Origin of the sequence: Salicola sp. Rm-C-2C1-2, from assembly GCF_040196175.1 — a bacterium.
Classification (GTDB): domain Bacteria; phylum Pseudomonadota; class Gammaproteobacteria; order Pseudomonadales; family Oleiphilaceae; genus Halospina.
The window spans coordinates 113,926-136,074 of the sequence record NZ_JBEFNF010000008.1 but is presented as its reverse complement, the minus strand read 5'-3'; the positions used below and the strand labels follow the sequence as shown (position 1 = coordinate 136,074).

Sequence of the window (22,149 nt, the reverse complement as noted above, 5' to 3'; positions counted from 1 at the left end):
GTGGACGTGGACGGCGCCGACCTGGCGGCGGACACCGAGTTCGACGTGGTGGTGAGCTCCACGGATGCGGCGGGCAACACGGTCGAAACCACCGCGACCTCGACGCACAGCGTGGATGAGGCTGCACCAACACTTGAAATCAGCTCCACCAAATCAACCCTGGCATCAGGAGAAGAGGCCGAAATCACCTTCACCTTCAGTGAAGAAGTTCAAGGCTTTGACCTCTCCAGTGCGGGCGTTACGGGCGGCTCTCTTGCCGACTTGAGCGCACGAACAGTGAATAATGACGGCACGGTAAGCTATACCGCCGCATTAACGGCGGATGGTTCGGGCCCGATCTCTATCACGGTAGATGATGGCAGCTTCATCGATCTGGCTGGAAATGAAGGTGTGGGTGATGACCAGAGCATCAATTCTGCGCCGGTTGCAGAAAACGATTCAGCCTCTGCAAATGAAGACAAGTCCATCACTGGAAACGTGCTAGGCAACGACAGTGACAAGGATGGCGATAATCTGACTGTAACGGGTTTCGAAGTCGGTAATAGCTCTTATGCAGCAGGCGATTCGGTTGGTCTGGCTGAGGGGACATTCAAATTAGAAGAAAACGGTGACTACATTTTTGAGCCAACTGCCGATTGGAGTGGTAGTGTCCCGGAGGTGGGTTATACCGTTCAAGACGGCAATGGAGGTCAGGCAACAGGAAAACTGGACCTGAGCATCACGGCGGTTGCCGATAAACCAGACCTGAATCTCTCTGTATCTCAGGGAGTACCTGTACTTAATGAGTTCTACCGCAGTGATCTGGACTCGGAGACAGCTACGGACGGATTTGTCGATGAGGTAGATGGCTGGATTCCGGGCCCCGGTGCTGAGGCGATAGAGCTTCGTGATGAGACCTATGGCACAGACGCGGCGGTTGGTTCCCAGTACATAGAGTTGAATAACTCGACTACTTTTAAAAATGCACCCAGTATTCAGCGCAGCGTTCAAACAGAGAATGACGCTCAATACACCCTAGACTTTCAGTACAGCCCACGCCCTGGCTTCGACGAGTCAATCAATGTTTTCGAGGTTGTAGTGGATGGTGAGGTCGTTGGCACCTTCTCTGAAGATGGTAGTTCACTGAACGAGGCCAGCTGGCGTAGCGGCAGTGTTACCTTTGAGGGAGATGGTACTGAACAGACTATCGTTCTGCGTGAGGCTTCTGACAATGATCAGCCAGACGGGCGAGGCATATTCATCGATGACCTGGCCCTGTCCAAGACCAGCTACAGTTATGATGTGGCGATTGATTCGTCTTTGGTCGATACCGACGGCTCAGAGTCCTTGGCGCTTGTTGTTAACGATCTGCCGGTTGGCTCTGAGTTAACCGATGGTAATGGCCATGCATTCAAGGCTGAGGCTGGAGATACCAGTATCGATGTCACCGACTGGGATATTAGCGCACTGTCGTTAACGGTCCCCAGCGAAGTCAGTGACTCGGCAACGCTGACTGTTGAAGCAATCTCAACCGAGCAATCGAACAGCGATAGCGCCACAACGACGCAAACGGTTGATCTGACACCAGCCACACCCAGCACTGAGCAGACACTCGTTCTGACGAATTACGACGGTGAGGCCGGCTATAACAACAGTCTGGGGTATTACGTGAAGAATGAAGATGGTACGCCCAAAGATGGAAAGGTCATCTGGGCGAACTCATCCAATGCGAATCAGGGCGATGTGTTTGAACTGACTGGTTACGCTGAGAGTGAGGTTGGGTTCTTTATCATTCCCAATGGTGGAACGCTTAATAACAATCTGAGCGATGAAACCGATGTCACCTTTTCCAAAAACGATGATGGTGAGTGGCAAGTTGAGGCTGGCAACACCGTGTTGAGTGGGCAGCAAGCTCCGGCTTTCTTTGACCAGCCAGGACTGAATCCAGACGGTGAAAACTATGTGGAGGATAATGCGGACGCCGTGGGTGATCTGAATTGGGAGGATCAGGTTAATGGCGATAACAGCTTTGACGATGTTAATGCCGACGCGAGCTGGAATTCTGTGATTGTCACCGGCACTGGCGGTGAGGACCGGCTTGAGGGTGTTAGTGCTAACGATATTCTCACCGGCGGCGCCGGCAATGACATTCTCACCGGTGGTCTAGGCGCCGATACTTTCCGCTGGGAACTCGGCGATCAGGGATCGCAAATCACTCCCGCGCAGGACACCGTTACTGACTTTACCAAGGGCAATGTTACTAGTAACAGCGAGGCGGATCGTCTGGACTTTGCGGATCTGCTGCAGGGAGAAGAGGATGAGGCGAGCCTGGAGGGTTACATCATGGCGGAGGAGGATGGCAGCAATACGACCCTGTATCTTAATAGCGACGGTGATCTTGGGGGCAATAAGGCCAACGCCGACCAAATCGTGACACTTCAGAACGTAAGCATGGACGGGGAAAGCTCACAGGACTTTATTCAGGAGTTGATGAATAATAATCAGCTTAATATCGATACCTGAACGGGACAGGCATGGCATGCGTTAGTCAGCCGGCGCTGTTAAGCTGGCTGCAGCGCAGAGCGCGAAGGGCCAGTCCATCAATAAGGAGTGCGAACGGTTGGCTTATTACATCACCAAGCTCGGGATCACCGTTGTTCTCGTTGTGCTCATTTCAGAGGTGGCCAAACGAAGTTCGTTCATCGGCGCGGTGTTGGCCTCCGTGCCGCTCACCTCGGTGCTCGCCATCCTTTGGATCTACGTGGAGACCGGCGATATCGGCAGAATCAGCGATCTGTCGGTGAGTATTGTCTGGCTGGTGCTGCCATCGCTGGTCCTGTTCATTGCGTTACCGGTGCTGCTGACTAACGGCGTGAACTTCTACCTCAGCATGGCGTTGTCCATAGGTGCGACGGCGCTGAGCTATTGGCTCGTGGTGGTTGTACTGGGCCATTTCGGGGTGGAGCTGTAGCGTTTTAGCGAGGACATTCAGGTATGCCTGCGTTATCGTGTCGTTGACTCTGACTTTTTGATCAAATCGCAGTAAGCGCATGTATAACGAATTCTTCGGGTTCAGCGAATCGCCTTTCACCATCGCGCCCGACCCCAGGTACCTCTATCTCAGCGAACGCCATCAGGAGGCGCTGGCCCATCTTCTTTATGGGGTATCGGGCCAGGGTGGGTTTGTGGTTCTCACCGGAGAGGTGGGGACCGGGAAAACGACGCTCTGCCGGCGTTTTCTGGAAGAGATCCCTGAGCATGTGGATATCGCACTGGTGCTCAACCCCAGGGTCAGTGCTCGCGAACTGCTGGCGACCATCTGTCGTGAACTGGGCTTGCCGGAGGCGGAAGAACACTCGATCATGGGGCTGATCAACCAGCTCAATGACTACCTCCTGAAGGCTCACGCTCGGGGCCGGCATACGCTGGTCGTGATTGATGAAGCGCAGAACCTGTCCGTCGAGGTTCTGGAACAGGTACGACTGCTGACCAACCTGGAAACCTCAGAGAAAAAGCTGGTCCAGATCGCGCTGCTGGGCCAGCCGGAACTGGCCACCATGCTCGACAGCCCCCGGCTTCGTCAGCTCTCCCAGCGCATCACCGCCCGCTACCACCTCGATCAGCTGAGCCGCAGGGAAACCTACAACTACATCGCCTATCGGCTGTCCGTAGCCGGCCAGAAGGGCACGATTTTCAGTAGGCGTGCCCTGGCAGCGGTTTACCGGCGCAGTCATGGCATTCCCCGGTTGATTAACCTGATCTGCGACCGCAGTCTGCTGGGCGCCTATACGTGCAACTCCCTCACCATCAATGCCGCCACGGTCCGTCGCGCGGCGCGGGAGGTCCGGGGGGATGGGCGTGCGCGGTGGTTCTCTGCGGGCCGCGTTGGTAATGGCCGGCCTGAATTTAAGCTGGGGCTCACCGTGTTTCTGGTCACGGTGGCAGCCGGCATAGTGACAATGGCGGCAAAGGACGAAGTGGCTGAATGGGTGCCGGCGTTTGCCCTGGTTGGTATGGACGACCTCATGGTTGCGGAAGCTGACAAGCGGACGGATGAAGGCCAGGTCATGCGGGAAGCCAGCCCGGGCAACAACCGGACGTCTGGCCTGTCCCTTGGTGCTTTGAGCTCCGAAGCCTCACGTACCAGGGCCTATGCAACCCTGTTCGATGTGTGGGGCTATGACTACCGTCCGAGTGAGCACGGCCAGGCCTGCGACTGGGGGCAGAACCGCGGGCTGGGGTGCCTTCACAGGCAGGGTAACTGGCGCAGTCTGGCAGTACTCGACCGGCCCGCCGTTCTGGAACTGATCAACCAGCGGGGAGAGCCGGTGCACGCGGTTCTGCTGGCGCTGGAGTCGGACAGGATACGCTTAGAGGTGGGAAACGAACGGCGATGGGTTTCTCGCGATGCCCTGGATGAAGTCTGGTTCGGAGATTACTCGCTGCTCTGGCGCGTGCCGCCTTGGGAGTCCCGGGTAATTGAGCCCGGGACCACCCGCAACCGTGAACTCTGGCTGCATCAGGCCCTGGGCAAGGCAGAAGCGGCCCTGTCACTGGTTCCTGACTCGTCCGATGGCAGCCTCGAACCACGGGTTATGGCCTTCCAGCGCCGGGAAGGGCTGCGGACGGACGGTGTAGTCGGCCCCCTGACGATCATCCGCCTTAACCATTACATGGGGCGTTCCGTTCCAACGCTTTCTAGTGCATCAACAGATGCGTCATCAGGCTGAGGCTATCCCATGTCCTATATTCTGGATGCCTTGAAAAAATCCGAGGCCGAACGCTCTAACACGGATCCGGAGGTGGCGGGTCACCGCGTCTCGTTCGCGTCCACCCCAGGCAAGCATCGTGAGATCTGGCCTTACCTTCTGGCGGTGGCGTTGATGGCCAACGCCGCCGTGGTGGCCTACCTCGTATGGCCTGATTCCGATCCGGGCAATGAGGCTGAGGTAGCGGCTGAACCAGTACCGGTTCCAAGCCCTCAACCGGAGGAAGAGACGACGGCGGCGACCGCTCCGGAGCCGCCAGATCAGGAGAACGCGCGTGCGGATAGAGACGCACCGGCGCCATCCGGCGAGTCGACGGAAACCGGATCCGCAGAGACTGACCGGAACCCGCCAGAGAATGTGCCACCGATCCATGATATGCCCCGCTCGGTCCAGCGGCGAGTGCCCGAGATGACGTTCAATGGCCACGTCTGGTCCTCCACGCCATCTTCTCGCAAGGTAATGATTAATAACCGGATGCTGGGTGAAGGGGCGCGGGTTGGGGAATTGATCATCGAGGAAATTACACCGGCTGGCGTGGTTTTCCGGCTGGACCAGCATCTTTTCCAGATGGCTATTGTACGGGATTGGCAGGGCGGCTCTTAATGGGGCCTTTGTAGAGGCGTTCCCTGAGGCGTGTTTTTGCCAACCCGGCTGGGAACCTTATTCAGAGTCTGATCCCCAACGGCTGATCCAGACCGCGGTGGCGCTCACTGGGGGTGTTAACCACGTGAACCGCTCCATGGGTCTGTCAGACATCTATCCGTTTGTGCTCTCTGAGCATGGCCGCCACAAGTTGGCCTATGTGCATAACTGGTTGCGCGGGGGCACTCAGGGGCTGTGATTACCGGCTGTAGCCCTGAGCAGCTTCTGGCCCGATCCGGTGTGCTCGGTCGCTAGTGGCATTGGCCGGGGTGATTGCCTCCAGGTAATCACCTTTCAGCACCTCAATCCGGCCTCTGTGATCCATGGACTTGAGGCGCCGGTTGAACGTGCTGATCAGTGCCTCAGCATCCGGACGTGTCTTTGGCACCATCAGGTGAAGTGAGACCGTCTCGACCACAAAAGGCAGTGGTCTTATTGCATCAGGCTTGAGATCACTTGCGGCAATGACGTAGTCCGCCACATAGGCATTGATTTTCACGAAATCGACACGCCCTGCCTTAAGCATTCGGAAGCAGCTTTTAAGGGTAGCCGCTTTGATCCGAACCAGCTCGCCGTTTGAGCGCATAGCCTGAAGCGCATCCTCGTCTGTGAAGCCAATAGGGTTGCAATAGGTTCGCCCTCTGAGCCCTTCCAGCGAATCGGCATCCAGCTTCGAATCAGCGGCCACATACGCAAAGCTGTCTACCGCGAAGATGGGAATTGAAAACAGGTAGTCCTGCCTGCGAGCAGGCGATTCAACATAAGGCAGGATGGCATCATAGTGGCCTTTAAGGGTTTCTCGGTAGGCTCGCTTCCAGGGGCGCATGTCAACAGTGACAGTCTGCTCCCTGTCTTCCAGGATCCGGGTAACGATAAAGGGCGCAAGGCCTTTGTAGGGGAGATAATCGGCCGCAAAAGGCGGATAGTGTGGCCCGGTAACAAGCTTCAATCGCTCATTCGGTGGCTTTCGGGTCTCCTCGGCGGTAACAGCGCTCGCCAAGGGGATGAGCAGACATAGAATGGCCGAGTAGCGTATCAGCCGATAGGTCATGTATGGCTCCTGCGCAACAGCACGCTCCGCAGCGGGCGAACGCTGTTCAATCAGTATGTCCTTCAGAACAGAACCGCATCGGCCAGAGCCAGATCAACCGTTCGAGGTGGCTAAGCCCGATCCATGAAGGGCTGGAGTTAAAACGCGCTAAAGGCGTTCAGGGTGGCGTAGGGCCTTTTTTGCTGTATGATTTCGCGCCTTTGATGACATCGGCTCTGCCGATTTCCAGCTCCCTTCCAGATCAGGCTTTACCATGTACGAAAAGTTGAAACTGGGTTGGTTCTCCAACCTTAAGGGCGATGCCCTGGCGGGCATCGTTGTGGCCCTCGCGTTGATTCCCGAGGCAATCGCTTTCTCCATCATTGCCGGTGTTGACCCCAAGGTGGGATTGTACGCCTCCTTCGCCATCTGCGTTGTGATCGCCTTTGCCGGCGGGCGCTCCGGCATGATCTCGGCGGCTACCGGCGCCATGGCACTGCTGATGGTTACCCTGGTTAGAGAGCACGGGCTCCAGTACCTGCTGGCGGCCACGCTTTTGACGGGTGTGCTGCAGATCATCGCCGGTTATCTTAAGCTTGCCGACCTGATGCGCTTTGTCTCGCGCTCAGTGGTAACAGGATTCGTTAACGCCCTGGCGATCCTGATCTTCATGGCCCAGCTGCCGGAGCTCACAGGTGTTACCTGGCATGTCTATGCCATGACCGTGGCGGGGCTGGTTATCATCTACGGGGTCCCCTGGATTCCGGGCATTGGCCGCACCATTCCGTCGCCGCTGGTATGCATTGTGGTGCTGACGGCGGTCTATATGGTGACCGGCATGGACATCCGTAGCGTGGGCGATATGGGCGAACTGCCGGACAGCCTGCCGGTATTCCTGTGGCCGGAGATTCCGCTCAATCTGGAAACTCTGAAGATTATTTTCCCCACTGCCCTGATGCTGACGGTGGTGGGCCTGCTGGAATCCATGATGACCGCCACCATCGTGGATGATCTGACTGACACCCGAAGCGACAAGAACCGCGAATGCCGGGGCCAGGGCATTGCCAACATTGGTTCCGGCCTGCTGGGGGGCATGGCCGGGTGTGCGATGATTGGCCAGTCAGTTATCAACATCAAGTCCGGTGGCCGTAGCCGTATGTCTACTCTGTTTGCCGGCGTGGTTCTCCTGATCATGGTCGTCTTTCTGGCGGACTGGGTCTCGCAGATACCGATGGCGGCGTTGGTGTCGGTCATGATTATGGTAGCCATAGGTACCTTCAGCTGGGAGTCTATTCGCGATCTGAAGAAGCACCCCATGAGTACCAATATCGTGATGCTGGCGACGGTGGCGGTGACTGTGGGTACCCATAACCTTGCGATTGGTGTTTTCGTTGGGGTGCTCCTGGCTGCGATGTTCTTCGCCAACAAAGTGGGCCAGATCCTGTATGTTGGCTCTGAGGAGGCCCATGAAGGGCGGCACCGTATCTACCGCGTGGTGGGTCAGGTATTCTTCGCCTCATCGGAACGCTTCATGGATGCCTTTGATTTCAAGGAAACCGTGGAACGCGTCACCATCGACCTGTCCCGCGCCCACTTCTGGGATATCACCGCTGTTGAGGCGCTGGACCGGGTGGTAATCAAGTTCCGTCGCGAGGGTACGGCCGTGGAAATGGTCGGCCTCAACGAAGCCAGCGCCACCATCGTCGACCGCTATGCCGTGCATGATGATCCGGCCGCTGTCGAGAAGCTGATGGGAGGCCATTGAATGGCTGAAGACGATAACAACAACAGGAATGACATGACTGAAAAGGTAATGGCCGCGATCGACGGCTCACAGTTCTCGCAAGCGGTCTGCGACTGCGCCGCCTGGGCCAGCCTGGCACTCGAAGTGCCGCTGACCTTCCTGCATGTGAACGACAACCATGCCGCCCCGTCGGAGCAGGATCTTTCCGGCAACCTCAGTCTGGGCGCACGCGAACACTTGATGGAGGAACTGTCACGTCTTGATGAGGAGCGGGCGAGGGTGGCCCAGGAGCAGGGGCGGCTGATGTTGCAGTCAGCCAAGGAGCGGGCCACAGAGTACGGCGTGAACGCGGCCGGCACCCGCCAGCGCAACGGCACGCTGGTGGAGACATTGGAAGAACTCCAGGATGAGACTCGCCTGTTGGTACTCGGTAAGCGGGGCGAGGGCGTTGACCAGGCGAGTGAGCACCTGGGCTCTAACCTGGAACGGGTGATCCGCACCCTCCATCGCCCCATCCTGATGGTGCCGGACTCTTTCAACCGTCCGGAAAAGGTATTGATGGCCTTTGATGGCAACAGGACCACTCGCAAGGGCGTGGAGTTGCTGGCACGGAGCCCACTGTTCGAAGGTGTCACCGTACACGTTCTTATCGTGGGCGCGGACCTTGCGGATAACCGAGCCCAGCTGGAGTGGGCGCTCGAGACCCTGCGCGGGGCCGGCCACGAAGCTGAGGGAGCTATCCGTGCGGGTGAAGTGGAGAGTACGCTGCATGCCTACCAGCAGGAGCAGGGCATCGATATGCTGGTAATGGGGGCCTATGGTCATTCCCGCATCCGGCATCTTCTGGTGGGCAGCACGACGACGGATATGCTGCGCCGGACCCGGATACCGCTGCTCCTGCTCCGCTAGCCGCACTCTGCGGTCCAGTGTCTCAACCAGAATCGTCGGGAGGGGTATGCTGCCACCGCTTGGCATCATCGAGGGCTTTTACGGGCCGGTGTGGTCCTGGAGCACACGCCGGCGTGTGATGGAGCGGCTGAGTTATCACGGCTATGGGTTCTACATTTACGCTCCCAAGGGCGACCCCCTGCTGCGCGAGCAGTGGTTTGAGCCTGTATCCGAAAAGACGCAGGCCGCGATGGCAGAGTTTGCCTCGGCTTGCCGGATGCAGGGCGTCCGTTTCGGGGTGGGGCTGAGCCCCCTCGGGGCACTTGCCTCCTTTGACGACATCATACGCCAGGCCCTGCTGCACCGGCTGCAGTTCCTCGATGGGATCGGCGTCCAGGATCTGGTGATCCAGTTTGATGACGCGCTCGCGGATCTTCCGGAGCTCGCAGCCCGTCAGGTGGAATTGGTTCACTGGGTACGTGCGCATTGCGCCGCGGAGCGGATCATTGTCTGCCCCAGCTATTATTCGGATGATCCCATGCTGGATGCGCTCTTCGGTCGCCGTCCGGCAGGCTATCTGGAAACGCTGGGCGCGTTGCTCGACAGCAGCATTGAAATTGCCTGGGCGGGCGAGGAAATCTGTGCCCGCCAATGGTCATCCGGGCATCTGGAACGGGTGGCGGATCAGCTCCAGCGCCGCCCCTTCCTCTGGGATAATTACCCAGTCAATGACAGTAGCGCCTTGGCCGACCACCTGCACCTGCGCGGTTTCACTGGCCGTCCAGCAGCGATTGCGCCTCTGTGTTCCGCCCACGCCATCAACCCCGCCCTGCAGCCCACGCTCTCGTGCATTCCCGCCCTCACACTGGCCGACAGCTATCATCAAGGCAACGCTTACCAGTACATGGAATCCACACTCGCGGCGATGGTTGAGGTGCTTGGAGAATCCCTGGCGGCACAGATGTTTGCGGACCTGCCAGTGCTTCAGGACGCGGGTCGGCACTCGGCGAGTCGTGACAAGCAGCGCCTGCGCGATATCTATGCCCTCTGGGATCATCCCGCCGCGCGCGAGGTGGTGGCATGGCTGGATGGATCGGCATGTTCCGGGCCCGGGCCGTGACAGATTCATTGAAGTGTGCGCCCTGACACGCTGACTTTCTGGCAGTCATGTTAGAAATTAGCTCTAATGCGAACCAGCACGTCATTCTGAACAATAATCCAATACGACGGGGCTCTTAATGAAACGCACGGTGTTATTGGCTATTACGTCGCTCGCCCTGACAGGGTGTGCCGGCGGTTACTGGCAGTCGGATTACAGTGATCAAACGACCGACACCAGCAAGGCGGAATCACGGAAAACCGCGGAGACATCGGGGTCCCCCGAACCACAGATCACGCAAGCCACGGAAGGTCAGGACGAGCGTTCTTCCTCCGGCAATGGATCCACACCTGATGAGCCCGAAACGGGCTCGGATGAGGCCACCGGACAGGCGGCTGATTCCGGGCAGTCCGGGAGTGGCGGCGACGATCAGAACCGTACCGGGGAAAACGGTGACGCGGCTCGGAAACCTGAGGCTGAGCCAGAACCTGAACCCGAGCCTGAGCCGGAACCGGAGCCTGGGCCGGAACCTGAGCCGGAACCGGAGCCGGAACCTGAGCCTGAGCCTGAACCTGAACCTGAGCCTGAACCTGAGCCTGAACCTGAACCTGAACCTGAATCTGAATCTGGACCTGAATCGCAGTCTCAGGAGGAAGCGGACACCACATCTGCTTCTGAGGCCGGGGAGGCTGCTGCAAGCGCCACAGCGTCCGAAAGCGCCAGCAATACAACGGTGGCCGGCGGCAACATCCTGATGTGCAGCGTCGGCGGTGGGCCCGCAGCCTACGTCAATATGAAGCCAGCTCAACACCCTCCGTTGACCGATAGTGAGTATCAGCGCCTGCAGCAGCAGTTGCAGGCTCGAGAGGCTGCAGGTGAGGATGTCGCCGAGTATCGTGAAGAAATCGAGCGTGGGCGCTCGGAGGGCGGCGTGATGGCCTGGTTCTATCGCTGCTGGCTGGGCAGTTCCTGATGCTGGTACCGCACATGCATAGACCGTTGGGTCATTCACCCGGCAAGGCAAGGCGGCCCCGCAATCATGGCATCCAAGCTTACAGTCTCCTTGGGGCAGTGCTCCAGCAAGGGGCAAAAGAGTGTCAACCAGGACTTTTATGGTGCATGCCGTCCGCAAAGCGGTGAACTGGAAACCAAAGGCGTTGCTGTTGCCCTGGCGGACGGCATCGGCAGCAGTGATGTAAGTCAGGTTGCCAGCCAGGCGGCAGTCGCTGGCTTCTTTGAGGACTACTATGCTACCCCCGAGGCTTGGTCCGTCAGCACCGCCGCTCAGCGGGTGATCGCCGCAACCAACTCCTGGCTTCATGCTCAGACCCGGCGCAGCCAGTATCGATACGACATGGACCGCGGCTACGTCTGCACCCTCAGTGCCCTGGTGTTCAAGGGCACTTTCGCGCATCTTTTCCATGTGGGCGACAGCCGCATCTACCGGTTACAGGGCGGAACCCTGGAGCAGCTTACAGAGGATCACCGGCTCTGGATCTCCCGGGAAGAAAGCCATCTGGCTCGGGCGATGGGCGGGGATGAGCGCGTTGAGATCGATTACCTTCGCCTCGGCATCCAGCCAGGAGATGTGTTCATACTGACCACGGACGGTGTGCATGAGTTCACACCGGCGCCAGCCATGGCGCAGGCGATCAGTGAAGGTGGCGAAGATCTTGACGGAGTGGCTCGCCGGATCCTGGATCAGGCCTGTAAAAACGGCAGTGACGACAATCTCACGGTGCAGGTGGTGCGCGTGGACAGCGTCCCGGAACAGGCACAGCCAGTCGAGGCTGTCCAGTACCTGATTGGCTTGCCATTTCCGCCTGCGCTGAATCCGCCCCTGATGTTTGAGGGCTACCGGATCCTGCGGCAACTGCACGCCAGTGCTCGCAGCCATGTCTATCTGGCGGTGAATGAGACTACCGGGGAGTGGGTGGCGTTGAAGGCACCGGCCACGGAAGTGCGTGATAACGCAGGCCAGCTGGAGCGTTTCCTGATGGAGGAATGGATCGCCCAGCGGCTCAATCATGGGCACGTGGCCAGTGCCCGCCCGCCATCCCATGAACGTCATTGTCTCTACACCGTCATGGAGTTCATCGAGGGTCAAACCCTGGCCCAGTGGATGACAGATAACCCGCGACCGACGCTTGAGACTGTCCGCGCTATGGTGGAGCAGATCGCCAGCGGACTGCAGGCGTTTCACCGCCTGGAGATGATCCACCGGGACCTGCGCCCAGCCAATGTGATGGTTGATCAGGAGGGTACTGCCAAGCTGATCGATTTCGGCTCTACTCGGGTTCCAGGCGTCATGGAAATGTTCCCGGGCACCATTGATGAGGGGCCGCTGGGCACTGCGGCCTATTCCGCTCCGGAGTATTTTCTGGAGCGCCAGGGCACGGCCCGGTCGGACATCTATTCATTGGGCGTGATCACCTATCAGATGCTAACCGGTCAGCTGCCGTATGGTACGGAGGTAGCTCAGGCCCGAAACCGGGCTGCCCTGAATCGCCTGCGCTATCACTCGGTTCGCAACTACAACCCGGAGCTGCCCATCTGGCTCGATGGTGTGCTGCGCAGAGCGCTGCATCCGGACCCGAACAGGCGCCACGAGGCGCTATCGGAGTTCACTTTTAACCTCCGCTACCCCAACGCCCAAAAGCAGGCCCCACTGCCTCTGGCAGAACGGGATCCGGTGCGGTTCTGGCAGGGCGTATCGCTGGTGCTGGCAGTGACCGTAGCAGTCCTGTTGGTGCTACTTCTTTGATGCGTCTGTCCTGCGCCCGGGCATTGCTTTACCATGGCGGCAATTTCGCGGGTTACCAATGGAGAGAGTCTGAATGTTCCTTGCGATCCTGATCGGTGGCCTGATCGGTTCGGCGTTTGGGTTGGGCGGTGCCATCATAGGGGCGCTCATGGGCGCTGGCCTGGTCTACTGGGGCCGTCTGAAGCTGTATAAGCGCATCCGCGCTGTGCAATCACGTTTCATGGAGTCCGTCTTTGCGGTCATGGGTGCGCTCTGCAAGGCCGATGGCGTTGTTACCGAGGATGAGATCCAGGTGGCCGAAGGTCTGTTCGAGCGCTTTAACCTGAGCCAGAGTCAGCGTGACGCCGCAAAAACCGCCTTCAATCGCGGCAAGTCCGATGACTTTGATCTGGATGCCGAACTGCGCGAATTTCTGCGCCGCAGCGGCGGCCAGAGCGGGCTGTTGCAGATGTTCCTGCAGGTGCAGGTGGCCGCTGTAGCCGCCGACGGTGAAGTGCACGAGAACGAACACGAGATGCTGGTGCGCATTGCCCGCGGGCTGGGGCTGTCGGAAAGCCAGGTGGAGCAGCTCGAGGCGTTGCTGCGCGGTGGCGCGGCTGGCAGCGCGGCAGAACAGCAACAGTCACTGGACGATGCCTACAAGGTGCTCGGGGTTTCCCCGGAGGCGAGCGATGCGGAACTCAAGAAAGCCTACCGCAAGCTGATGAGCGAGAACCACCCGGACAAGCTCGCTGGTCGCGGCATGCCCGAAAGCATGCGCGAGATGGCGGAAGAGAAGACGCAGGAGATCGCCAACGCCTACGACCGCATCAAAAAGGCGCGTGAAGCCGCGGCCTGACTACAGCGCCACCAGAAGGGCCAGCAGTGACAGTTCCGTCAGGACGATGGACGCACCGAGCGCATCACCGGTATACCCACCGAGAGCGCGGTGCAGCTGCCACCCCCAAAGCACGCCCACCAGTGTGGTAGACACCACAAAGGCCATCATCAGCTCTGGCAGCCAGCACACACCCGCCCCCGTCAGCAGCACGCTGAACACCGTCGCCACCGCCAGGCGGGGCATCGGGAACGTATTGGCTACCGGCTTGGTCTTGCTCGTATCCGACTCCGTCACATACGGCATCACTGCCATGAGAAATAACGGCGTCATGCGCGCCAGGGCTGGCGTAAACAACAGCACCGCCCAGACCGGCAGTGGCGCGAGCTCCACCAGTAACGCCACCTTCAACGCCAGCGCCCCGACCAGAGCGACCGTTCCGTAGGTGCCAATGCGGCTGTCCTTCATGATCGAAAGGCGCTTGTCCACAGTGAACCCGCCCCCGAGCGCATCCACCGCATCCGCCAGCCCGTCCTCATGAAAGGCCCCGGTGAGCCACAGATGGACGATCACCACCCCGATGACAGCCACCACTAAAGGGAAGAGCGCCATCAACGCCTGATACACCAGCGCATAGAGCGCCCCCAGCACCAGCCCTGCCAGCGGGAAATACATACTGCTGTGGTTCATCAGCTGCTGCGAATAATCAATCCGCGCCAGCATCGGAATACGGCTGATGAAGCCCATACAGAGCCAGAAGGCCTGCCATTCGTGTTTCCAGGCAATTTTCATGAGAAGTCCTGGTTGTTTTCCTTAGCAGCGAGACTACCCGGGGATATCACCTCAGTGGGCCTCATCCCAGTTCTTCCCAACACCAGCCTCCACAAGCAAAGGTACCGCCAGATCAGCCGCCCCACTCATCAGCTCCTCCAGCAAAGAACTCAGTTGCGAAACCTGATCCTCCCGAACCTCCACAATCAGCTCGTCATGCACCTGCATTGTCATCCGGGCATCAAACCCGGAATCCGCGATCCTGTCCTCAACCATCACCATCGCCCTCTTGATGATGTCCGCCGCCGTGCCCTGCATGGGCGCGTTGATGGCGGTACGCTCTGCGCCCTGGCGCAGCTGCCCGTTGCGGCTGTTGATCTCCGGCAGGTAGAGCCGCCGCCCGAAAAGCGTCTCCACATAGCCCTGCTCATGGGCTGTCTTGCGGATCCGGTCCATGTACGCCAGCACCCCCGGGTAACGCTCGAAATAGCGGTCAATGTAGCCCTGGGCCTCATCCCGGGGGATGTCCAGCTGGCGACCCAGTCCCCAGGCCGACATACCATAGATGAGCCCGAAGTTGATCGCCTTGGCATCCCGGCGCTGGGAATCACTGACGTCGTCCCGCGACACACCGAACACCTCTGAGGCTGTGGCCTTATGGATATCCTCGCCATGGGCAAAGGCGTTCAGTAGCCCCTGATCCCCGGACAGGTGCGCCATGATGCGAAGTTCAATCTGCGAATAGTCCGCCGCGATCAGCGAGTAACCTTCCGGTGCGATGAACGCCTGACGGATGCGCCGGCCCTCTTCGGTGCGGATGGGAATGTTCTGCAGGTTCGGATCTGAAGAGGACAGCCGCCCCGTGGCCGTCACCGCCTGGTGGTAGGAGGTGTGGATGCGCCCGGTGCGCGGGGTGATCACCTCCGGTAACCGGTCGGTGTAGGTGGATTTGAGCTTGCTCAGGCTGCGGTGCTCGAGGATCAGGCGTGGCAGCTCGTAGTCCTCCGCCAGTTCTTGCAGTACTGATTCCGCTGTGGAGGGGGCGCCCTTGGGCGTCTTCTTCAGTACCGGCATGCCCAGTTTATCGTAGAACACCTTCTGCAGCTGCTGCGGCGAGCCCAGATTGAACTCTTCGCCGGCCTGCTCCCAGGCTTGTTCCTCCAACGCCTTCATGCGTTCGGCCAGTTCGCCGCTCTGAGTTGCAAGCAGATTGGCGTCCACCAGGGTGCCGCGGTATTCCATATGGGCGAGTACCGGCACCAGTGGCAGCTCGATGTCGTGGTAGACCGATTCCAGGGCCTGATCGGCCCGCAGGCGTGGGCGCAGGATTTCGTACAGCTGCAGGGTGATGTCCGCGTCCTCGGCGGCGTAGTGGCCGGCGGTCTCCAGCTCTATCTCGTCAAAGCGCTTCTGTTTGGCCCCCTTGCCCGCAATGCTCTGGAAGCTTGTGACCTCGCGCTCCAGATAGCGCCGGGCCAGAGTCCCCATGTCATGGCGTGAGCCGGAAGCGTTCAGCACATAGGACTGCAGCATGGTGTCTTCAATGCCACCGCGCAGGGTCAAGCCGTGATTGGCCAGGACGTTGATGTCGTATTTGAGGTTCTGGCCGATCTTGATGCACTCCGGGTCTTCCAGAAGCGGTCGCAGCTGTTCCAGTACCGCCTCGCATTGCAGCTGCTCCGGTGCGCCCAGATAATTGTGGCCCAGAGGCACGTAGGCCGCGACGCCCGCCTCAACAGCGAAGGACACACCGACAATGCGTGCGTCCATGTAGTTGAGGCTGGTGGTTTCCGTATCAAAAGCGAAGGCGGGCACCTGGCGCAGGGTGCTGAGCCAGGTGTCCAGCGCTTGCTGATCCAGAACCGTGTGGTACTCGGTGCTTACCTGGGCTGGAGCCGGCGAACCGGATGACTCAGTGTCGCTGCCGTTTTCCATTTCGTTAATCCAGCCGCGGAATTCCATCTCCCGGAATTGGTCCAGCAGTTGATCCTGGTCCACCGGCTCCGGATCCAGCGCCTCGATGCTATAGCCCAGATCCAGCTCCGTGCGGATGCGCGCCAGGTCCCGGCTCAGCGGCAGCTGATCCAGCGCGGCCCGCAGGTTGTCGCCAATCTTGCCGCCCACCTCATCCGCGTGAGCCATCAGGTTATCCAGGTCGCCATACTGCTGGAGCCACTTCACAGCGGTCTTGGGCCCGCATTTGGTCACGCCCGGAATGTTGTCCACGCTGTCGCCCACCAGGGCCAGATAGTCCACGATCTGCTCGGGCTTCACGCCGAACTTTTCGATGACGCCGTCCCGGTCCATGGTGGTTTCGTTCATGGTGTTGATCAGCGAGACATGGTTGCTGACCAGCTGTGCCATGTCCTTGTCACCCGTCGAGATGATCACGTCCACGCCCTTGTCCGTGGCTTCGTTGGCCAGGGTTCCGATCACATCATCCGCCTCCATGCCATCTTCAATGAGCAGTGGCAGACCCATGGCGCGGATGATCTCGTGTATGGGCTTGATCTGCCCTGCCAGCTCCTCGGGCATCGCCGGACGGTTGGCCTTATAGGCCTCATACATCTCATGCCGGAAGGTCTTGCCCCGGGGGTCGAAAACCACGGCAATCGGGGAACCTGGGTAGTCCTGTTGCAGTCGCCGGATCATACTGATTACGCCTTTAATTGCTCCTGTGGGCTGGCCTGTGGAGGTGGCCAGCGGTGGCAGGGCATGGAAGGCGCGGAACAGATAGGAGGAGCCGTCCACCAGGACGACAGGGCGGTCTTTGCTAAGCTCAATCATGGACGTGTCGCTTCAGGGTATGGTGACGCTGAGTGTTACAGTATGGTCGCCATTATGGCGTTATCCCGAGCGCCTGCAACCCCACCTTTTTACACCGTTAGTATGCGTATTCTAATTATTCGCCGTAACGTCCATGGTGAAGTAATCAATTGGCGCAGACGCGTCGAACCGATCGATCCCAAGGAGGTTCATCATGAGTAAGATTCGCGATTATCAACAGCAGGTTCAGGACGTTATCGAAAGAGGCATCAACACGGTTGAGAAGCAGCACAAGAACCTGGCCGAGCGTCCTTTTGAGCTTGCTGAGAAGGTGGAAAAGCAGGCCAAGAGCTACAGTGTGACGTCCGTGCGCTCCAAGCACGACGACTACGCCAATACAGCGTATGAAGCCCTGCGCGTATGGAATAAGCGGCTGGGTGACTATGCTGACAACCTGATCGGCCGTTTTGACAGCGAAGCCGCGCAGACGCAACAGAAGGCTGAGCAGCAGAGCAGCAGCGAGGCTCAGACGAGTGGCCAGAAGCAGGCCAGTGGTGCGAAGAAGGGCACTGGTGGTGCCAAGAAGCAGACTGAGAGCCAAGCCTCGGCGTAAATAGGCAGACGGTTTGAGCTCAGGCGGGCAGTGGCGAAAGCCACTGCCCGTTTTTATGGGATTTACTTACCCACCGTAGCCAGCTCCTCGCGAGCTGTCTCCTCCTCAGGAATGGTCAGAGGCAGGGTCCGGTCCTTGTCAGTCAGGGTTTCCAGGCGTTCAACCCTGTCCCGATAATCCGCCCGGGTTGTTTCGGCTTCGTCGATTTCATTCTGGATCTCGTTCAGCAGAGCGGCTTTTTCCGCACGCAGTCGTTCGAGTTTTTGCCGCAGGGAGTCAGCCACTTCCCGGCCCGCTCGTTCCTGGTTGGCGGCGCGGTTCTGGAGATTTTTGATCTGGCCCTCGATGTTGCGGATGTTGGCGAGCTTGAGTCGAACAGTCCCGAAGCGCTCACGCAGCTTGCGGTGCAGCGCACGCACAGCATCGTCCGGGGCGCTGTACTGGCGCAGAAGCTGGCGGTCGCGCTTTTTCTGCGCCTCGCGTTTCTGTTCCAGCTTTTTTTGGCGTTCGCGTTCGCGGCGGCGCTCGGCCAGCTCCTCTTCGGTAGGCGGTGGCGGTACCGTCTCGATGACCCGTCCGCTGGTGTTGAGCACTTCATAACCCTGCTGAAGCGCTTCCTGCGGCAGGGTGTTGCTCATGACCGTTTTGCCGTCTTCTGTCTCATAACGGTACATCTCGGCCGTGACCGGGGCGGCCAGAGTCAGGCACAGAGCAGTTAGTAACCATCGGTACATCGGCGTTGTCTCCAGTCCGCGTGGTCAGATCACGCCGTAGGTATCTCGGTAGCGGGCCACCTGTTCCGCGTAATCGCCCATGTCAGGCAGTTCCCGCAGGTATGCCAGAATCTGGTTCAGGCTGATGATGCTGACCACCGGGAGGCCGAACTGCGCTTCAACTTCCTGGATTGCCGAGCGCTCGGCGTGGCCCTTCTCCTGGCGGTCCAGAGCCACCAGCACGCCAGCCGGTGTCGCTCCCGCCTGCTGGATGCGCTCGATGGACTCGCGGACAGCGGTACCGGCAGTGATAACATCGTCCACAATCAGAACGCGGCCTTCCAGCGGGGCACCTACAATATCGCCGCCTTCACCGTGTGCCTTGTCTTCCTTGCGGTTGAATGCCCAGGGCAGGTCCAGCCGGTGATGAGTGGCCAGAGCCGAGGCGGTTGCCGTGGCCAGCGGGATGCCTTTGTAGGCCGGCCCGAAGATCATGTCGTAGCTCAGATCACTACGGGTGAGTGCCTGGGCGTAGGCCTGGCCAAGCCGGGCCAGGTCGCTGCCCCGCTGGAACAGCCCGGTATTGAAAAAATAGGGGCTGGTGCGACCGGATTTCAGCTCGAACTCCCCGAAGCGCAGCACCTTGCGGGCGATGGCGAACTCAATGAACTCTCTTTGATAGGTCTGGATCATAAGGCCCTTTATGCTCGGCATGTTTTGTCCGTTGGCAAGCATGGGTATGATACACGCAAATCGGGACTGGAATCATTTATGCGGGTCGTTACGGTTAGTGTCAACGGGTTGCGGGAGGCAATCAAGCGCGGGTTTTTCGAGTGGCTCGCAACACAGGATGCAGACGTTGTCGCGTTGCAGGATCACCGGGTGAGCCTGGCCGAGATCGAGGATGATCCCGGTCTGACCCCCGAGGGCTATCAGGCTTGGTTTGTGGACGCGGAGAACCCGGAGAGCGGCGGTGTTGGCTTCTATACCCGGCATTTCCCCAAAGCCATCATCTACGGCTTCAATTACGGTCCGGCGGATAGCGAGGGGCGTTACCTTCAGGCGGACTTCCAGAATCTCAGCGTTGCATCGGTGCTGACGCCTGGGCTGGATGAGGCCGGTGACGACAGCGCGCGTAATGCGTTTATGGAGGCGTTGTTGAGCCACACCGGCAAGACCGCGCGCAAGCGCCGCCAGTACATCATCTGTGGTAACCTTCAAACGGCCCACCGGGACGAGGATGCGGACTCGTTTTTCCATCGTCAGCCGGTTTCGGGATTTCTGCCCCATGAACGAGCCTGGATGGATGAGCTTTTCAACCAGCAGGGCTATCTGGATGCTTTCCGCTCTCTGGAGCCTGATGACAGGGTGGCCAGCTGGTGGCCCCAATGGGCCCGCAACTGGCTCCGTACGCCCGGCTGGCGGACGGATTACCAGATGCTGACGCCCGGTCTGCATGGCGTGGTGGAGGATGGCCGGATCGACACGGACGCGGGCTTTTCGGACCACGCGCCCGTGGTGATGGACTATCGCATCTCGCCGGAGTAATTAGCCGGCGAGCACGGTCTTCTGGGCCTCAAACAGCTCGTTGATACCTTTGCGGGCGAGCCCCAGCATGGAGTCCAGTTCCTGCTGTTCAAATGCTTCGCCTTCCGCCGTGCCCTGAATCTCGATGAAACCACCCTTGTCCGTCATGATCACGTTCATGTCGGTTTCCGCTGTGGAATCTTCCGGGTAGTCCAGATCCAGAACCGGTGTGCCGTCATAGACACCTACTGAAATCGCGCCCACCATCTGCTTGAGCGGGCTGCGGCTCAGCCGGCCGTTGGCCACCAGCGTGTTGAGGGCATCCACCAGGGCGACGCAGCCGCCAGTGATAGCCGCTGTGCGGGTGCCGCCATCGGCCTGGATCACGTCGCAGTCAATCACGATGCTGTGCTCGCCCAGCGCCTCCAGGTCCACCGCAGCGCGCAGTGAGCGTCCGATCAGACGCTGAATCTCGATGGTGCGCCCACCCTGCTTGCCGCGGCTGGCCTCGCGCCCCATACGGTCGCCGGTGGAGCGAGGCAGCATGCCGTACTCGGCGGTCACCCAGCCCTGGCCCTGGCCTTTGAGAAAAGGGGGCACCTTGTTTTCCACGCTGGCGGTGCAGATGACCTGAGTATCGCCGAATTCAGCAAGAACGGCTCCCTCAGCGTGCTTGTTGTAGTGGCGGGTCAGGCGGATGTTGCGCAGTTGGTCGGGGTTTCGGCCACTTGGGCGCATGCTCGCTCCTCCGGTTTGATGGATGATCGGGATCAGCGAGTCTAGCACGCCAGGCCAGAGCTGCGGGCGTGCGCTTGCCAGCGGTGATACACTCATGGGTTGATTTCCGAGCGTCTGATGCCTCTTGCGACGCAGCGGCGATCAAAGTGCTGATCGAACAAGTACAGAATGTGGAGTAATCCAGACATGAGTGAGCAGCCTTACCTGGGCACGCTATTTGTGGTGTCGGCCCCATCCGGAGCGGGCAAGACCAGCCTGGTGTCGGAGGTGCTGGCGCGTGATCCGGCCCTGACCGTCTCGGTGTCGCATACCACCCGACCGGCACGTGCCGGGGAGCAGGATGGCGTCAACTATCATTTCGTCACCGAGCAGGAGTTTCTGTCACTCATGGAAGCGGGTACGTTTCTGGAGCATGCACAGGTGTTCGACAACTATTACGGTACCTCCGGTGACTGGGTGGATGAGCAGCTTGCCGCCGGGCGCGATGTGATTCTGGAGATCGACTGGCAGGGTGCCCAGCAGATCCGGCATCTGCGCCCGCATGCGGTATCGGTCTTCCTGGTGCCGCCCTCGCCGGAGGCGCTGCGTGAGCGTCTTCAGGGGCGCGGCCAGGACAGTAGTGAGGTGATTGAGCGCCGTCTGCGTGAAGCGGCCGAAGAGTGTCGGCATGTGGCTGAATACGATTACCTCGTGGTCAATGATGACTTCGAGCGCGCCTTGGATGAGCTGCTGGTGGTGTTCCGCGCCCAGCGTCAGTGCCTGAGCCGCCAGAGCCAGCGCCATGAAACCCTTCTCACAGCGTTGTCACGGGCCGATCAATGATGGCCAGAAAGCAATCAGTGGGTTACACTGCGTGATCTCCAGTGACCCACAGACAAACAGAGGTAATCCATGGCACGCGTCACCGTTGAGGACTGTCTGGACCACGTCGACAACCGCTTTCAGCTTGTCATGCTCTCCACCAAGCGGGCCCGCCAGCTGGCGAGCTATGGCAGTAACCCCAAGGTCGCGCCGGAGAATGATAAGCCCACAGTGCTGGCTCTGCGTGAAATAGCGGAAGGCAAGATCAGTTTTGCAACCGTTGAAGCCGATGAGCGTGCACTGGCGGAATCCGTGCAAGCACCTGCCGCCAGCGCCGGAGTACCATTATCCGGCGAGCAGGGCGAAGCCGAGAGCTGAAGCATGCCGGCATTGTTTGCGGAGAAACCGGGCACGCCCCGGTTTTTTTGTGTCCGCACAAGCTATACTCTGGAAAGGGAAGGCAAGGGAATCAGCGAAAGGGCAGGGAA

At 59.5% G+C, this 22,149-nt stretch carries 21 protein-coding genes; 15 read left to right on the top strand and 6 right to left on the bottom strand.

The window, feature by feature from the left end; all coding sequences use genetic code 11:
* The 5 genes from AAF659_RS13355 to AAF659_RS13335 all read left to right on the top strand — a co-directional run.
* On the top strand, window positions 1-2,502 hold a 2,502-nt coding region (locus AAF659_RS13355; RefSeq protein ID WP_349752274.1), incomplete at its 5' end, for an Ig-like domain-containing protein.
* A gap of 97 nt (window positions 2,503-2,599) precedes the next feature.
* Complete coding sequence (locus tag AAF659_RS13350; protein ID WP_349752273.1) at window positions 2,600-2,950, top strand: DUF3147 family protein; 351 nt, start codon at window positions 2,600-2,602, stop codon at window positions 2,948-2,950.
* Between the two features lie 79 nt (window positions 2,951-3,029).
* Window positions 3,030-4,709: an AAA family ATPase gene (locus AAF659_RS13345; protein ID WP_349752272.1), complete on the top strand. Its 1,680-nt coding sequence runs from the start codon at window positions 3,030-3,032 to the stop codon at window positions 4,707-4,709.
* A 9-nt stretch (window positions 4,710-4,718) separates the two neighbouring features.
* Window positions 4,719-5,351 (top strand): general secretion pathway protein GspB, encoded by a 633-nt coding sequence (locus AAF659_RS13340; RefSeq protein WP_349752271.1) that lies wholly within the window; start codon window positions 4,719-4,721, stop codon window positions 5,349-5,351.
* The gene (locus AAF659_RS13335; RefSeq protein ID WP_349752270.1) at window positions 5,323-5,589 is read left to right on the top strand and encodes a putative zinc-binding metallopeptidase; all 267 of its coding nucleotides are present in this window, start codon (window positions 5,323-5,325) and stop codon (window positions 5,587-5,589) included. Before AAF659_RS13340 ends, AAF659_RS13335 begins: the two co-directional genes overlap by 29 nt.
* Here AAF659_RS13335 and AAF659_RS13330 read toward each other — a convergent pair whose 3' ends face one another.
* Window positions 5,590-6,441, bottom strand: coding sequence for a substrate-binding periplasmic protein (locus AAF659_RS13330; protein ID WP_349752269.1), 852 nt, complete (start codon window positions 6,439-6,441; stop codon window positions 5,590-5,592).
* A 253-nt stretch (window positions 6,442-6,694) separates the two neighbouring features.
* On the opposite strand from AAF659_RS13330, the gene AAF659_RS13325 reads away from it, so the two are divergent.
* The 6 genes from AAF659_RS13325 to djlA all read left to right on the top strand — a co-directional run bounded on the left by AAF659_RS13325 (window position 6,695) and on the right by djlA (window position 13,753).
* Entirely contained in the window at window positions 6,695-8,185 is a 1,491-nt protein-coding gene (locus AAF659_RS13325) for a SulP family inorganic anion transporter (protein WP_349752268.1), read from the top strand.
* Between the two features lie 33 nt (window positions 8,186-8,218).
* A complete protein-coding gene (locus AAF659_RS13320; protein ID WP_349752276.1) occupies window positions 8,219-9,073 on the top strand; it encodes a universal stress protein in 855 nt (284 codons plus the stop codon).
* 46 nt (window positions 9,074-9,119) lie between these two features.
* Window positions 9,120-10,172 (top strand): beta-N-acetylglucosaminidase domain-containing protein, encoded by a 1,053-nt coding sequence (locus AAF659_RS13315; protein ID WP_349752267.1) that lies wholly within the window; start codon window positions 9,120-9,122, stop codon window positions 10,170-10,172.
* Between the two features lie 118 nt (window positions 10,173-10,290).
* On the top strand, window positions 10,291-11,124 hold the full coding sequence (locus tag AAF659_RS13310) for a hypothetical protein (RefSeq protein ID WP_349752266.1): 834 nt from the start codon (window positions 10,291-10,293) through the stop codon (window positions 11,122-11,124).
* Window positions 11,125-11,190: 66 nt separating this feature from the next.
* Window positions 11,191-12,915, top strand: coding sequence for a bifunctional protein-serine/threonine kinase/phosphatase (locus tag AAF659_RS13305; protein WP_349752265.1), 1,725 nt, complete (start codon window positions 11,191-11,193; stop codon window positions 12,913-12,915).
* Window positions 12,916-12,988: 73 nt separating this feature from the next.
* Complete coding sequence (gene djlA, locus AAF659_RS13300; RefSeq protein WP_349752264.1) at window positions 12,989-13,753, top strand: co-chaperone DjlA; 765 nt, start codon at window positions 12,989-12,991, stop codon at window positions 13,751-13,753.
* Here djlA and AAF659_RS13295 read toward each other — a convergent pair whose 3' ends face one another.
* Window positions 13,754-14,524 (bottom strand): adenosylcobinamide-GDP ribazoletransferase, encoded by a 771-nt coding sequence (locus AAF659_RS13295; RefSeq protein WP_349752263.1) that lies wholly within the window; start codon window positions 14,522-14,524, stop codon window positions 13,754-13,756.
* 51 nt (window positions 14,525-14,575) lie between these two features.
* Window positions 14,576-17,290: a DNA polymerase I gene (gene polA / locus AAF659_RS13290; RefSeq protein WP_349752262.1), complete on the bottom strand. Its 2,715-nt coding sequence runs from the start codon at window positions 17,288-17,290 to the stop codon at window positions 14,576-14,578.
* Window positions 17,291-17,483: 193 nt separating this feature from the next.
* Between polA and AAF659_RS13285 the strand changes: the two genes are divergently transcribed.
* Complete coding sequence (locus AAF659_RS13285; RefSeq protein WP_349752261.1) at window positions 17,484-17,882, top strand: hypothetical protein; 399 nt, start codon at window positions 17,484-17,486, stop codon at window positions 17,880-17,882.
* A 62-nt stretch (window positions 17,883-17,944) separates the two neighbouring features.
* Here AAF659_RS13285 and AAF659_RS13280 read toward each other — a convergent pair whose 3' ends face one another.
* Window positions 17,945-18,616, bottom strand: a complete 672-nt coding sequence (locus AAF659_RS13280) for a DUF4124 domain-containing protein (protein ID WP_349752260.1) — start codon at window positions 18,614-18,616, stop codon at window positions 17,945-17,947.
* Window positions 18,617-18,640: 24 nt separating this feature from the next.
* On the bottom strand, window positions 18,641-19,309 hold the full coding sequence (gene pyrE / locus AAF659_RS13275; protein WP_349752259.1) for an orotate phosphoribosyltransferase: 669 nt from the start codon (window positions 19,307-19,309) through the stop codon (window positions 18,641-18,643).
* Between the two features lie 57 nt (window positions 19,310-19,366).
* Here pyrE and AAF659_RS13270 point away from each other — a divergent pair, with 57 nt between their 5' ends.
* Window positions 19,367-20,143 carry an exodeoxyribonuclease III gene (locus tag AAF659_RS13270; RefSeq protein WP_349752258.1) on the top strand — a complete coding sequence of 259 codons (777 nt, stop codon included), beginning with the start codon at window positions 19,367-19,369 and terminating at the stop codon, window positions 20,141-20,143.
* Here AAF659_RS13270 and rph read toward each other — a convergent pair whose 3' ends face one another.
* The gene (rph, locus tag AAF659_RS13265) at window positions 20,144-20,860 is read right to left on the bottom strand and encodes a ribonuclease PH (RefSeq protein WP_349752275.1); all 717 of its coding nucleotides are present in this window, start codon (window positions 20,858-20,860) and stop codon (window positions 20,144-20,146) included.
* A 186-nt stretch (window positions 20,861-21,046) separates the two neighbouring features.
* Here rph and gmk point away from each other — a divergent pair, with 186 nt between their 5' ends.
* Together gmk and rpoZ are read left to right on the top strand one after the other, a co-directional pair.
* A complete protein-coding gene (gene gmk / locus AAF659_RS13260) occupies window positions 21,047-21,682 on the top strand; it encodes a guanylate kinase (protein WP_349752257.1) in 636 nt (211 codons plus the stop codon).
* A gap of 69 nt (window positions 21,683-21,751) precedes the next feature.
* Window positions 21,752-22,039 carry a DNA-directed RNA polymerase subunit omega gene (gene rpoZ, locus AAF659_RS13255; RefSeq protein WP_349752256.1) on the top strand — a complete coding sequence of 96 codons (288 nt, stop codon included), beginning with the start codon at window positions 21,752-21,754 and terminating at the stop codon, window positions 22,037-22,039.
* Window positions 22,040-22,149: the final 110 nt, after the last annotated feature.